This window comes from Pedobacter sp. GW460-11-11-14-TSB4 (assembly GCF_059423705.1).
Window position 1 is genome coordinate 451212 of record NZ_JBWKYI010000001.1, and the last position, 13818, is coordinate 465029.

The 13818-nt window shown below is 38.6% G+C and carries 16 protein-coding genes and 1 tRNA gene; 12 read left to right on the plus strand and 5 right to left on the minus strand.

Annotated elements, in window-relative coordinates; genetic code table 11:
- The first annotated feature begins 46 nt into the window (after nucleotides 1-46).
- The 5 genes from AC07YT_RS01940 (at nucleotide 47) to AC07YT_RS01960 (ending at nucleotide 4278) form a co-directional block, all read left to right on the plus strand.
- A complete protein-coding gene (locus AC07YT_RS01940) occupies nucleotides 47-1081 on the plus strand; it encodes a glycosylasparaginase (protein WP_145954233.1) in 1035 nt (344 codons plus the stop codon).
- A gap of 44 nt (nucleotides 1082-1125) precedes the next feature.
- Nucleotides 1126-2004, plus strand: coding sequence for a YegJ family protein (locus tag AC07YT_RS01945; protein ID WP_086546050.1), 879 nt, complete (start codon nucleotides 1126-1128; stop codon nucleotides 2002-2004).
- Nucleotides 2005-2028: 24 nt separating this feature from the next.
- A complete protein-coding gene (locus AC07YT_RS01950) occupies nucleotides 2029-2787 on the plus strand; it encodes a copper homeostasis protein CutC (protein ID WP_494945140.1) in 759 nt (252 codons plus the stop codon).
- Between the two features lie 403 nt (nucleotides 2788-3190).
- The gene (locus tag AC07YT_RS01955; protein WP_086546049.1) at nucleotides 3191-3652 is read left to right on the plus strand and encodes a hypothetical protein; all 462 of its coding nucleotides are present in this window, start codon (nucleotides 3191-3193) and stop codon (nucleotides 3650-3652) included.
- A gap of 101 nt (nucleotides 3653-3753) precedes the next feature.
- Entirely contained in the window at nucleotides 3754-4278 is a 525-nt protein-coding gene (locus AC07YT_RS01960) for a hypothetical protein (RefSeq protein ID WP_086546048.1), read from the plus strand.
- A 54-nt stretch (nucleotides 4279-4332) separates the two neighbouring features.
- On the opposite strand, the gene AC07YT_RS01965 is transcribed toward AC07YT_RS01960, so the two are convergent.
- From AC07YT_RS01965 to AC07YT_RS01975, 3 genes are all read right to left on the minus strand, one after another.
- Nucleotides 4333-4725 carry a DUF983 domain-containing protein gene (locus AC07YT_RS01965; protein WP_086546047.1) on the minus strand — a complete coding sequence of 131 codons (393 nt, stop codon included), beginning with the start codon at nucleotides 4723-4725 and terminating at the stop codon, nucleotides 4333-4335.
- 145 nt (nucleotides 4726-4870) lie between these two features.
- On the minus strand, nucleotides 4871-5452 hold the full coding sequence (locus tag AC07YT_RS01970) for a Crp/Fnr family transcriptional regulator (protein ID WP_086546046.1): 582 nt from the start codon (nucleotides 5450-5452) through the stop codon (nucleotides 4871-4873).
- A gap of 84 nt (nucleotides 5453-5536) precedes the next feature.
- Nucleotides 5537-6523 carry a D-alanine--D-alanine ligase gene (locus AC07YT_RS01975; protein WP_086546045.1) on the minus strand — a complete coding sequence of 329 codons (987 nt, stop codon included), beginning with the start codon at nucleotides 6521-6523 and terminating at the stop codon, nucleotides 5537-5539.
- Between the two features lie 213 nt (nucleotides 6524-6736).
- Between AC07YT_RS01975 and AC07YT_RS01980 the strand changes: the two genes are divergently transcribed.
- From AC07YT_RS01980 to AC07YT_RS02005, 6 genes are all read left to right on the plus strand, one after another.
- Nucleotides 6737-7507, plus strand: coding sequence for a PASTA domain-containing protein (locus AC07YT_RS01980; RefSeq protein WP_086546044.1), 771 nt, complete (start codon nucleotides 6737-6739; stop codon nucleotides 7505-7507).
- Nucleotides 7508-7525: 18 nt separating this feature from the next.
- On the plus strand, nucleotides 7526-8581 hold the full coding sequence (mltG, locus tag AC07YT_RS01985) for an endolytic transglycosylase MltG (RefSeq protein ID WP_086546043.1): 1056 nt from the start codon (nucleotides 7526-7528) through the stop codon (nucleotides 8579-8581).
- On the plus strand, nucleotides 8581-8988 hold the full coding sequence (locus AC07YT_RS01990) for an acyl-CoA thioesterase (RefSeq protein WP_086546042.1): 408 nt from the start codon (nucleotides 8581-8583) through the stop codon (nucleotides 8986-8988). Before mltG ends, AC07YT_RS01990 begins: the two co-directional genes overlap by 1 nt.
- Before the next feature lie 8 nt (nucleotides 8989-8996).
- Nucleotides 8997-9986 carry a YihY/virulence factor BrkB family protein gene (locus AC07YT_RS01995; RefSeq protein WP_086546041.1) on the plus strand — a complete coding sequence of 330 codons (990 nt, stop codon included), beginning with the start codon at nucleotides 8997-8999 and terminating at the stop codon, nucleotides 9984-9986.
- Between the two features lie 95 nt (nucleotides 9987-10081).
- Nucleotides 10082-10166: transfer RNA gene (locus tag AC07YT_RS02000), tRNA-Ser, on the plus strand.
- A 184-nt stretch (nucleotides 10167-10350) separates the two neighbouring features.
- Nucleotides 10351-10992, plus strand: coding sequence for a DNA alkylation repair protein (locus AC07YT_RS02005; protein ID WP_494945141.1), 642 nt, complete (start codon nucleotides 10351-10353; stop codon nucleotides 10990-10992).
- Nucleotides 10993-11060: 68 nt separating this feature from the next.
- Here AC07YT_RS02005 and AC07YT_RS02010 read toward each other — a convergent pair whose 3' ends face one another.
- Together AC07YT_RS02010 and AC07YT_RS02015 are read right to left on the minus strand one after the other, a co-directional pair.
- Nucleotides 11061-11375, minus strand: coding sequence for an aminoacyl-tRNA hydrolase (locus AC07YT_RS02010; RefSeq protein ID WP_086546039.1), 315 nt, complete (start codon nucleotides 11373-11375; stop codon nucleotides 11061-11063).
- 350 nt (nucleotides 11376-11725) lie between these two features.
- Nucleotides 11726-12562 carry a FimB/Mfa2 family fimbrial subunit gene (locus tag AC07YT_RS02015; RefSeq protein WP_086546038.1) on the minus strand — a complete coding sequence of 279 codons (837 nt, stop codon included), beginning with the start codon at nucleotides 12560-12562 and terminating at the stop codon, nucleotides 11726-11728.
- A gap of 240 nt (nucleotides 12563-12802) precedes the next feature.
- On the opposite strand from AC07YT_RS02015, the gene AC07YT_RS02020 reads away from it, so the two are divergent.
- Entirely contained in the window at nucleotides 12803-13375 is a 573-nt protein-coding gene (locus AC07YT_RS02020) for a hypothetical protein (protein ID WP_145954232.1), read from the plus strand.
- Nucleotides 13376-13818 lie beyond the last annotated feature (443 nt).

Sequence of the window (13818 nt, forward strand, 5' to 3'; positions counted from 1 at the left end):
GTTGAGCAATTAAACGATTAACCCATTCAAACCATTAACCATCAAAATGTTTAACCGCCGTAAATTTATAAAAGCATCAGCCCTGTCGGCTGGATTGCTGGCCATTGATAAAAGCAGTATCGCCAATGTTATTCCGCAGGAGGAAACAGCAGCAAAAAATTTTCCCATTGTCATTTCGACCTGGGATTTTGGGATTGCTGCAAATGCCGATGCCTGGAAAGTATTATCAACCGGCGGAAGTGCGTTAGATGCTGTAGAGCAAGGGGTTTGGGTACCTGAAGCTGATGAACACAACCAATCGGTTGGGTATGGCGGTTTACCAGACCGCGATGGCCACGTAACCCTCGATGCCTGCATAATGGACGAACTGGGTAACTGTGGTGCTGTGTTAGCGCTTGAACATATTAAACACCCTATCTCGGTAGCGCGTAAAGTGATGGAAAAAACACCGCATGTAATGTTAGCTGGCGATGGTGCATTGCAGTTTGCGCTAGAGCAAGGTTTTAAAAAGGAAAACCTGCTTACGCCTGCCAGTGAAAAAGCGTGGAAGGAATGGCTAAAAACGGCAAAATATGCGCCGGTAATGAATATCGAAAATCAGCTCTATCAAAAAGCTGCACCGCAAAAACTTCCGGGAAACCAATATAACCACGATACCATTGGCATGCTCGCTATTGATGCCAAAGGAAATATTTCGGGCGCCTGTACAACCAGCGGCATGGCCTATAAATTACATGGAAGGATTGGTGATAGTCCGATTATTGGGGCTGGCCTTTATGTCGATAATGAAGTTGGTGGTGCAACCTCAACCGGCGTAGGTGAAGAAGTGGTCAGAAATGTTGGCTCTTTCCTGGTGGTAGAATTAATGCGTCAGGGTTATACCCCCGAAGCCGCCTGTAAAGAAGCGGTAATGCGCATCATTAAAAAGAAACCTGAAACTGCCAAGAACATACAGGTGGGATTTTTAGCCATCAACAAAAAAGGCGAGTATGGTGCTTATGCCATTCAGAAAGGTTTTAGTTATGCTGTGTGTAACGCAGAAAAACAGGATCTTTTAATCAAAGGCAAAAGCTATTATTAATATGTTGAATTTTCCCAAACGATAAACAAAAAGGAAACCGGTAAATGGGATTATTATCTAAAATTTTCGGAAAGAAAAATGTAGCGGAACGCAAGGGCGAGCCTGATATGGTTTATGTGCCCGATGAAGACGAGCGGATGAACTGGGCGATCGAAAAAGCCAGGTTAACCCTTTGGTATTTCGAAGAAAGTTTAGAAAACCCACAACCTTACCAGAACTATTTTTCCATTAAAGTACTCATTACAGATGGTGATGAGGGTGAACATATTTGGTTAACAGACCCAAATTTTGACGATGAAGGGAACTTATTTGGCACCGTTGGCAACGAACCGGTAAACATTAGATCCGTAAAATTCAACCAAAAAATCGGCATAGAGCGTGATTTAATTTCAGATTGGATGATTATCGAAAACGGCAGGTTAATTGGCGGATATACCATAAGGGCCATTAGAGATGGTGTAGCAGAAAAAGAGAAGGCAGCATTTGATAACAGTATAGGTTTATATATTGATGAAGGTGTTGATTATTTTAAAGCCAATTTAGAAACGCCGGAAGGCGCTATACTGGCCATCGAAAAAGCATATAACGATAAAGATATTGATGCCGCTATTGCCTGTAAGGATTTTGATGAAGAAGCCAAATCTTTACTTTCTGTAATGAAAATGGAGATTGATCAGGATATAATCAATGAAACCGCCGAAGTACTTAAACTATCTTTCATTAATAATATAGAAGAACACGGATTTCCTGATTTTTCAACTGTCCAGAATGCTTTTCCTGAGCGTAAAAAGGTTGACGAAACCCACTGGGTCATTACAGAAGTATGCTGGTATCCGGATGGCGGAAAGTCGGTGCAATTACTTAATACCTACAAATCCCCGAAGGGATGGGTAGTTTTAGGACCGGCAGGTCCGCAGGAATAATATAAATTAATTAAATCTAACATCATGAGTGAAATGGCAACGGGTTGCCTGGAAGTATGCGCTAATTCGTATCAATCGGCAGTAGCTGCCCAAAATGGCGGCGCGAAAAGAGTAGAGTTTTGCGATAACCTGGCAGAAGGTGGTACTACACCAAGTTATGCCCAGATTTCATTGGCCAAGAAAAACCTATCTATCGAAGTTTGGCCCATTATACGTCCGCGTGGAGGCGATTTTTTGTATTCTGAAATTGAATTTGAATTAATGAAAGAAGATATAAAAATCTGCAAATCATTAAATTGTGAAGGCATAGTTACCGGAATACTTAAAGCAGATGGCACTATCGACAAAGAGAGATGCGCTGAACTGATTGAGCTGGCCAAACCTATGGAGGTAGCTTTCCACAGGGCATTTGATATGAGTAACGATATGGACCAGGCACTGGAAGATTTAATCGAACTCAACATAAAAAGGGTACTCACCTCTGGCGGCGCTTCTTCTGCCATTTTAGGGGCAGAAAAACTAGCGCAGCTGGTAAAAAAAGCCAATGGCCGGATTATCATTATGCCGGGTGCAGGGATCAATGAAAATAACATCAAAAACCTTATTGATCAAACCGGTGCCACACAATTCCATGCCTCTGCCAAAGAATTTGTTCCGAGTAAAATGGAATTCAGAAATACCGAAACCAAAATGGGCAGTATAGAAGATGAATATCGCTACGAGCTCACTTCCGAAATAAAAGTGAAGGCTTTGATTGATTGTATAAATGAGGCCGTTAGTTAAAATAGTCCTCGTTTGCAACGAGGATTGGCGAGATTCGCATTCATAATGCAAAATGAGCAGTTTAATGGCGATAAAATCGCCTTTCTCCTTCATCCTCGTTACAAACGAGGACGATTGCTAAAAATAATTATTTAGCTAAGCAGGAAAAATTGATGTATTTTATACAAACCCCTGTTCCATAAACCCGGTAGAAGCGGCAGCCTCCGATTTAAGCACTATTTTTTGCCTTTTTATTGTGCGCTTGCTTGTTTCACAGGTTTATCGGAGCTATAGCGGATAACGGGACTACCGTTTCCGAAGCACTATTGAACGCTCATTTTCTAATAAAAATAAATATAAAACACGGGAAATGGCTCGCGAAACCATTGCATACTTAGCTAAATAAACCATCAAGCTCAAAAAAATGAAAATAATCTTCAAAACCTATAACTTCCTGGTTTTACTTGCCACCCTACTTTTGGCTACTTCATTATTGGTACCAGCAAACAATCTCGCTTTCAATATTCACGACACTTATTATATGATCGATAATATTCCACTCATCAGGTGGTTTGCTATATTTTTATTCATATTCGCATTATACTATAAATTATTAAGACCATTTTTAGCTTCAAATAAGCTGAGCTGGTTTCACATTTTGTTGTCTGTTTTATTCTTTTTTGGTGCTTATTATTCCGCTTATAATTTCAACAGGTCATTCTCCCTTGTTGAGCTAACCAATGCAGATTCTTTAGATTATTCACAAGGATTTAATGCAAGCAGCGCTGCAATGGTGCTTGGGTTTCTGCTTGTCCAGCTATTACCCATCATCAATCTTATAATTGGTTTAATAAAACGAAAACGTTCGGCGCCGCTATCTGCCTGATCACTACTATTTCGCTATGTAAAGTCACGAACAAAAACGATTCACATTTATTTAATATTCAAGTAATTAGTTATATTTAAGTAACCAATAAACTAATTATCATGAAGAAATTATCAACCCTAATCGTGGCTACCTTACTTTTTGCAGCATGTGAGAACAAGGAAGCTAAAACTACTGATACTGCAACAGCAGACAGCACCAAGTATCCATATACCATTAAACAGGTGCAAAATTGGGAAATGAACCCCGATACCAAAAATGCAGTAACCGCCATGACACTGATTAAAACATTCGAAAATTTAGATACGGCCAGTATGAGCAAGGTACTTGCCGACAGTATGTCCTTAGCCGTAGATGGCTACCAATTTAAAGGTACAAAAGCGCAGTTCCTTAAAGAAGTACAAGGTGAGTTTAATAAAATGAAGGGCTTTAAAATCGAAATGCAGGATATGGAATCGGTAGTGAACAAAGATAAAAGTGAAGAATGGGTAAGCTTGTGGTACAACCAGGTTTCTACCACAAAAGATGGCAAAACCGATACGGTGGCCTTATTTAATGATATTCAATTGAGAAACGGAAAGGTTGTCCGATTATCAGAATATATTCAACACCCAATGAAGAAATAACTAAAAAAGGGCGGGCGGACTATTAAAATTGTCCGCTCTGCTATCTATAATCTATTAATCCCCACTTCCCGGAACATAATGCAAGCCTGGTGTAAGGTAATGAAGCAGAATAACCCTCGAATAACGGTAATTAATGGGTGATAACAATAAAACACCGGTTAAGATTAAACCAACATAATACCACAGGTTTTCATAAATTAAAGGTAAGCCCAAAACATACGATGCTACTCCAATCGTAATAATTTCTGCAACATTCATTGCATAACTTACAAACATCGCAACATAGAAAAACCCTGGTTCACGCTCAAATTTTAAGTTACAATGCGGACAGCTAACATTTGTTTTTTGCAGTCTGAAAGAATAAGCACTTCCGGTAAAAATCTCACCTTTGCGGCAGCGCGGACATTTACACTGCATAAAAGCCTGGAATTTAGATAACTCAGCCATAATCTTCTAATTTAATTGTACAAAGGTAAGTCTAAAATTAAAGACTAATTATGATCTACATCATGTTTGAGGATTGGTTCACTGGTTCATTAGTTCACTGGTAATTAGTCATTAGTTCATTGGTTCTTGTTTAATACAAAAAACACTAAACCTTTACTATTTTTCCTTTTAGGGTTTTGATCAGTCCTTTTTCGGCTAGTATTTTAGTGCCACGGATTACTGTTTCTACCCGTAAACCAGTCATATCGGCTAATTCTTGTCGCGTTACCTTTAAATTTTCACCTGTGGCTATATCATTAAGAAGGTAATTGATAATCGTTAACAAGCGATGATCAGCCTTTTCGCTGGCCAGTTCTTCCAGCATCATCGATTTATAAAAAAGGCGGTGACTTAAGGTCCGGATCAAATCCATGCTAAAATCAGGCTCGTTTATGATTAGGTCGAAGAAATCTTCTTTATTGACAGCAATTAGCTGCGAATCTTTATTGGTAATGGTAAAAGCTAAATAAGGCCGGTCTATTAATAAGGCGGGTTCGCCAAAATACTGTCCCGTTTTAAAAACGCCCTGAATAAATTCCTTTCCTTCATCGCTCACGGTAACCATTCTCACCTCACCCGATTTGATAAAATACACATACCGGGGCTGCATATCCGGCTCATAAATAACCGAATCTTTTAGGTAACTTTTAACTTTTAAGCCTTTATCAATCAGTTTTTGGATATTCATCGTTGCTTATAGTAGTTTAATCCGCTTAATCGTTCATCATTCCTGCGCAGTTGGGAATGACGCTAATGACAAGATTTAGGAAAACTACCCTAAGGTCTCCTTCATTAAGCGGGTATAAAACTCTTTCAATGTTATCCCCATTGCAGCTACCTGTTGCGGAATAAAACTGGTTGCGGTTTGACCAGGAATGGTATTAATTTCGATAAAATAAAACTTACCGGTTCCTTCTTCCAGAAAGTAATCGACACGCACTACTCCCCTGCAGTTTAGTTTTTTGTATACATCTTTTACCACCTGCTGCACACGACTTAGCTCTTCTTCATTCATCCTGCCCGGTGTAATTTCTTCCGTTGCGCCTGGAGTATACTTTGCTTCGAAATCAAAAAACTCATTTGCCGGGATAACCTCTGTTGTTGGCAAAACAATAATTTTTCCTTCCGCGCCAAAAACGCCGATCGAAAACTCCCTGCCGCTCACAAACTCTTCTATTAAGATCTGAGTATCTTCCTTAAATGCTTTTTCAACCGCTTCTTCAAGATCATCAGCATGTTTCACTTTACTCATGCCAATGCTGCTGCCCCCGCTATTGGGTTTAACAAAATAAGGCAACCTTAAATCCTGTTTAATTTGATTTAAATTATGGTTTCCACCCTTAAAAATCTGAACAGATTTTGCTGTATATAGGTTATTTATACCTTCTACAACCGCTTTGGTATAGCCTTTATTCATAGTAATTGATGAAGTTAATGCATCACAGGCGGTGTATGGAATACCTAACATATCAAAATAGCCCTGTAATTTTCCATCCTCGCCAGGAGAACCATGTATGGCAATAAAAACACCATCAAACTTAATTTTTCGGCCTTCCAGTGTTAAGGAAAAATCATTTTTATCAATTTCAATTTTAACAGAGTCAGCAGGTTCATAAAACCAGCCCTTTTCGTTCAGCATAATCTTATACACATCGTATAAATCCGGGTCGATATTCTGGGCAATAGTGGCCGCGCTTTTCACCGAAACAACCCATTCGCCTGTGGTACCGCCTGTTAACAATGCTATCGTTTTCTTCATGTTAAAAATCCTTTTATAAATAGAAATTGAATATAAATATATCCTCAAAAATATAAATATCTTTGTGCTTTAGTGATATTGATTGAGAGAATTTATTCAATGCTGGAATGAAGAAATTAGCGAATGATGGAATGGGGAAATCGATTCTATAATTCAATCAATCATTAAAATAGTTACATTTGAGCTTGTACGCATAACCCAAATTTAAGATTCATGTCTAAATTTATAGATTATTTAAAAACCAAGTCGTTTAGGAACAACATTTTAGCTGCAATTGTAACCGTTGTTGTGTTGCTGCTGATTGCTTTTTTTAGTTTAAGATATTATACCAAACACGGACAAGGTTTGAATGTACCGATGGTAAAGGGCTTATCTTTTGAGCAAGCCGTTAAGAAACTCGAAGACGCCGGATTAAAATATGAAGTAGATTCTGTTTTTATTATGGATCAGCCTGCCGGGATTGTGATTGACCAGGATCCTGACCCCAATACCTTTGTAAAAGATAACCGTACCATTTACTTAACCATTAATGCCGGAAAAACACCGAATACAAAATTCCCGGATATTGCGTTTAAAACCTTACGTGAAGCACAAGCCATTATAGAGAGTTCGAGATTAAAACTTGGAGATACGACCTATAAACCGGATGTAAGTCGCGATGTGGTTCTGGAAGCTTCTTTTGGCGGTCAGCCGATAGCGGCCGGACAAATTGTACCTGTTGGTTCGAGGATTAACCTGGTATTAGGTGATGGGCGCGGAAACGAAGAAGTAGATATTCCACAGCTTATGGGATTAACCATGGATGAAGCTAAATTTAGCTTAAGGGGTTCGAACCTGAGTTTAGGTACCATTATTTACGATGGACCTATTACCGATAGTGCTGCCGCTATTATTATTAAACAAGATCCTATGCTGGTTGATTCGTTAACCAAGGTGGCTATAGGAACCAAGATTAACATTACACTATCTAACAAACAACAATAAACACGTATTACATTACAAATGACTGAAGTAGAAAAAAAGAACATGAGTACTGGCAAAAAAGTGGCAATTGTAATTGCACTTGCTGTTATTTTAATTGCTGGTTACTTTGCATTAAATATTTACAGGCTATACTTTGCCCCTAACGTTACCGAAAATCAAAAATATTTATATATCAAAACCGGAAGCAGTTACGATGATCTGGTTGCAGAGATTAAAAAGAAAGATCTGGTAAAAAGCATCTCTACTTTTACTGCAGCTGCCGGAAAAATGAATTTACCTGCGAGTGTTAAACCCGGACGTTACCGTTTAACTAAAGGAATGACCAACCGCAGTTTAATTAACTTAATTAAAGCCGGAAATCAGGATCCTGTTAAATTAAAATTCCATAACATCCGTAAGAAGGAAAATTTTGCAGCATACCTGGCCAGCAACCTGGAAGCCGATTCGTTAAGCTTTATCAATGTTTTAGATTCTACTGCCCTGATTAGCAAATATGGTTTTAACCAGGATAATGTTTATGCCATGTTTATCCCGAATACTTACGAGATGTACTGGAATATTTCGCCGGTTGATTTCTTCGAGCGCATGCACAAGGAATATGATAAATTCTGGACAGCCGATCGCAAACAAAAAGCAGCAAGTTTAAATCTGAGTCCGGTACAAGTATACACCTTAGCTTCTATTGTGGATGCAGAGGCACTTTACGACAAAGAGATGCCCATTATAGCAGGTTTGTATTTAAACCGTTTGAATAAAGGGATACTGTTACAAGCTGATCCAACAGTAATTTTCGCCAATAACGATTTCACCGTGAAAAGGGTAACTGGAAAATTATTACAGGTACAATCGCTTTACAATACTTATAAATATGCAGGTTTGCCTCCGGGACCGATTATGATGCCGAGTATTAATGCCATTGATGCTGTACTAAACCGCGACAACAACAATTATATTTACATGTGTGCCAAAGAAGATTTTTCTGGCTACCATAATTTTGCAGAAAACAAAGCGCAGCACGAAATCAATGCGAAGAAATACCGTGAAGCTTTAAACAAAAGAAATATATTTAAATAATGTATAGCCACAGTACAAAAATCAGGGTTCGGTATGGCGAAACCGATCAGATGGGTTATATGTATTACGGCAATTACGCACAGTATTACGAAGTAGGCCGGGTAGAAATGTTGCGCAGTTTGGGTATGAGTTATAGCTCGATGGAAGCCGATGGTATTATGATGCCGGTTCTGGAATTAAAATGTAAATATATTAAACCTGCCCTTTACGATCAGGAAATTACAGTAAAAACAATCATCAAAACCTTACCCGGTATCAGGATCTTTTTCGAATACGAACTGTATAACGAAAAAGAAGAACTGATCAATATTGGGGAAACTACCCTGGTTTTTGTCGATATGAAGAAAAATAAACCAACAAGCCCACCCGAAAATTTTATGAAAAAATTATCGGTGTTTTTTAATTAACAAATACAATGGAATGGTTACACCGGCAATTATTACATCTTAAACTCTATTCTAGGTTTATCGAATGGACGAAGGGATGTGTTTTGCCTGGTTTTAGCCCCCTCCCATTATACACTGTAGCTACTTTCTTCTTTCGTGAAATCGGAAAAGATGCTTTGGTAAACAAGTCATCGTCTTTGGCTTACAGTTTCATGCTGGCCATCTTTCCTGGCATCATCTTCCTGTTTACCTTAATTCCCTTTATTCCAATCAAAGGTTTCCAGGATCAACTCTTAAATTTGATACAACTTGTATTGCCACATAATGCTTTTGATGCCTTCGAAACCACATTAAAGGACATTATTAAAAACCAGAACAGAGGCTTATTATCTTTCGGTTTTTTATCGGCCATATTTTTTGCCACCAATGGCGTTAAAAATTTAATGAAGGCTTTTAATAAATCATCACTGATTATCGAAACCAGAGGATGGATAAAACAACGTTTAATTGCACTCGTTTTAACAATCATTATCTGCTTTTCGATCATCATCTGCATCAGTGCGATGGCCTTGGGTGAAGTTTTACTGAATAAGATTACCAACGAACTGCACATTAAAGACAGTTTTCTGGTTTTCGCGGTAAAGTTTACGCGCTGGGCATTACTAGCCATCTTATACTTTATTACCATTTCAATTTTATACCGTTATGGCCCTTCACATACTAAAAAATGGCGCTTGTTCAGTGCTGGCTCCTGGCTGGCCACTATACTTGCATTCATCACCATCTGGGGCTTTTCTTTTTATATTAATCACTTTGGTTCTTACAACAAGGTGTATGGTTCTATCGGAACATTAATCGTGGTGATGATCTGGCTTTACCTCAATTCTTTAATTTTATTGATCGGTTTTGAGCTAAATGCCAGCGTTGATGTCAGCAAAAGAAGTGTAAAAATTATCCGTCCTACCTTCAATTTGTTCAAAAAATCGGAGCCAATTGAGGAAAATATACAGAAGAAATAATTTTTTCTCCCTCTGTGTTAAGTAATTATCAAGTTTATATAAAAAAAAAGCATTCATAGTTTGCAGATTTAACCGGAGTTCGTACTTTTGCCTCCGGAAAGCTGGCAGAGTGGTCGAATGCGGCAGTCTTGAAAACTGTTGACTGTAACAGGTCCGGGGGTTCGAATCCCTCGCTTTCCGCCGAAAATTTAAAGCCTGAAATCATAAGATTTCAGGCTTTTTTCGTTTCCAGAAACTCCCCATGTAACGAATTTCATTAATTGAGTTTTTGAAACATCCCTTACACCAAGACTTACGTTTGTAGCCGAAATCACTTTATTAAGTTCAGATTTTTAGTTATTTTGAACCATAAAAAGTGATGGTTATGGAATACGCTTCAAAAGCAAAGAATGTTTTGGATCAGATTAATACCAAAACAAAGCTCGGAGACTTAAGAAAAATCGCTAAAGATATCAAAAAGGATCATGAGCTGGCTATGGAGTTATGGTCTACCGGGAGTTTGCTTCCCAGATTACTGGCCATCCTGATTATGGACAATAAGCAGGTTTCACAAGATCTTATTAATATGCTTGATCAGGATATGCAAACGCATGCATTCGATGAGCGAAACCAGCTAATGGACTGGTTTATGGCTAACCAGCTTGTTAAAGACAAGAAAACAATTGCCCTGATCGAATCATGGGAAAAAAGTCATTCTGCGCTTCAGAGACGTGTATTCTGGTATTATCAGGGCCGTTTGAGGTGGGTAGGACAAATACCGCCTGCGAATACACCAGCATTATTAGGTAAAATAGAAGCTAACCTGGCCAAAGAAGAACCAGAAGTTCAATGGGCAATGAATTTCACAGCCGGGTGGATTGGAATTTATGATAAACAATACCGAAACCGGTGTATTACGCTCGGAGAGAAAACAGGTCTTTATAAAGGTGAAATGGTATCAAAAGGCTGTACGCCTAATTATTTACCGGAATTCATTACCATCGAAAGTAACAAGCGAAATTTATAATCGGGCTAATAACAAATACTTCTTTATAGCATTCATTCATCAATCTGGTTCTTGATCATGCTTACTTTTTAGCTGTTTTGTGGTGTCCACATTCGGAAAAATTTAAACATTTTGGAATATTCTGCTCTGGGCGAAAACGCTATGCAGACTTCCTGATTATCTAATGTTGATTCTGTAAGCACGATATGGTCTGTTTCTTTTTTAGCATTCGTAAACTCCGTTTCTGAAACGACACACACCACTTTTTTAAATATTCCATTAATCCATGCCTGCATGTTATTTGTATTTTCAAACTTTCTAAAACAAGCGAGGGAAGCATGTGCGGTTATTACCGGTACCATTTTATCAGGAATCTCTCTTTTAACTAAAATATACATCTTCATACTACTATAAAAAATTCGATTATTACGTACAACGTTCCCGAGCTTTGCGAAGCTGCGTTTAAGATAAACTTACTGAAAAATCTTGAAGGATAAAGACTTCTTCGTGCAATTCCGCAGAACTACTGCTTAGTGCAAATCTTAGCATCCTGGGCATAAGCCATCGCCTAAACGTGCTTTAGATATACCATTACATTAATCGCGCTAAAAATCTCAATTAGTTAAGGTGTTGTGAAAGCACAAGTCAACCCAGCCCACGTCAGGCACACTAAGACTTGCGCTAGTAAGTGTTAAGGGATAAACAAATTTTAGGTAATATGGTTCCAGCGAAAAGCCAAGACTATATAGTGTAATTATTCTACGGTAGTACTATAAGTTTTGGTTTCCCATTGTACCCTAACGGTTGTGCGCTTGTTTTTAGCGACAAGAATCTGAAAAGTTGGTTCTGCACCTACACCCAGGTGTAAATTCACAGGCGTTTGGTTTTTGAGGATATAAAAGCTGATTGGGCCATCTTTACTATGTTTCACTGCAGATGAAAAATCATTTTCTATTGTACTAAAAGGTACTGCGGTATCAAACCTGAAGCCGCTGAACTCGCTGGTAATTTCAATACTGTAATCTGATCTATCTGTTACAATCACATTTAACAATCCTACAATGCGTTCCATCATTACCTCTAAAGTTTGATTTTTTGTAATGGATACCCCTGTTTGTTTGGCAAAAAAGGTATCTGATGTTTTATAACGTTTATCTAAAGAAGAGAAAGACGGTTGCCAATACTGAAAATTTGCCTGTGCATAGGCAGCATAAACCGGCGAGTTTTTATCGGCTTCGTAAAATTGGCTAATACCAAACTCGGTTTGCGAGCCAATAGCTACAAAATTATAAGTACCAGTGGGAAGTTCGAAACTGATTTGCCCAAAGTTCGGTGCGCCGGGCAGCTGGGTTTGCCGCGCTACTTCGGCACCGGTTTGTGTGTTGTAAGCTACAATGCTTAACTGTTGGATGAAATTTTGAATGGGCTCGGTTGGGAAGCCAACATTTGCTTCACCTACAGTATGGTTGAGCCCCCCAATCTTAAAATCAATTTTATAATTCCTGATCGTCACTACAGGTTCGCCGGGGAATTTTATACATGCCGATAGCATCAGTACTATCGTGCATAAGATTAACATGGATTTTTTCATAAGGCTTTTTTATCTTCAATATAACTATAACACAAAGGGCAATCACGCCATTCTGGTGAATTGTGCCGTTAATTGTGAAATTTGGGTGAGGATTTTACAGCTTTTCTTGAATATGAAGCCTGAAAAATATTTTGGCAATAGGCAGCTGACATTATAACTTGCTGCTAAGACGACTCAGAAAGCTAAACTTCCTGAAAGTTTTTTTTGTATGTTTGAATTACACCACCTATTGAAAACGTTTTGTTTAAATTAAGACATACCCTACTTGTGTTAGTCATCGCGCTGCTCTTTTTAGCGGCTTGCCATACTGCACCCAAGACGCCGAAAGATAAAGCAGAAGCTTTGATTACGGCCATGTTTGATGCGCCAACTAACCACACTTATCGTTATGAGGCTGGCATATTCGGAAAACTCGACAGTTCCTATTCCAGCTACCACGATGATGAGCAATACAAAGTATTCCAGGACAGTGTTTCTTATTATTTAGACCAAGGAACTACTGCTTTTGGAAGGGTGGCGGATATTGGCTACCGCACAGATGCTACTACCGATAAAATTAAAAAAGAAAAATTGTGGAAACAGATGCTCTCAGCATCCGATACCCAAAGAATGTACAACGATAACGCCGACTTCTATTCGAAAAAGCTCAAATTTATAAGAGCCCATCATAAGCCTTTCTTCAATGGATGGAAAATGGAACATCATTTTAAGGCTAACAATAATTTCGGTTTTCAGGTCGATCGACAGGCTGTATTTTATTTTGATAAGTCATTAACAAAGGTCATCAAATTTGAGGACGCGGGTAAACAATAGGAAGATGCATCTTTTAGGCGTTTTGCTAGCTTGCTTTAATAAACCACAGGTTTTGTAGAAGAACATCGTCAATCCCAAGGGCCAGGAAAATCAAAAAAACAGATGTAATACAGCTCCCCTTACCCCATTCCAAACCTAAAACGCAGTGGTTTTGTGCACGTTCTGCAAAACCTTTTACTTAGCACTTGCTGCACAAAACAAAGTGCCGCTGTTTTTTTGATGTGTTAGGGATTGTGTAAAAGGCCCCTTGCCGGATTGACAAAGCATTTTTGCATACTTTTGATGCATCAAAAGTTTGATGCCCCGCGGCAGAGAGCGGAGAAAAATTAACTTTCGCATTCCAGCGCAAGTTTTATCGCCGAAGGTAGTTTATCATAAATGATGCATTCATACGTTAATCCTACCCAATATCAGTATCGCAACTAACCCCTAATAAAGTCGCA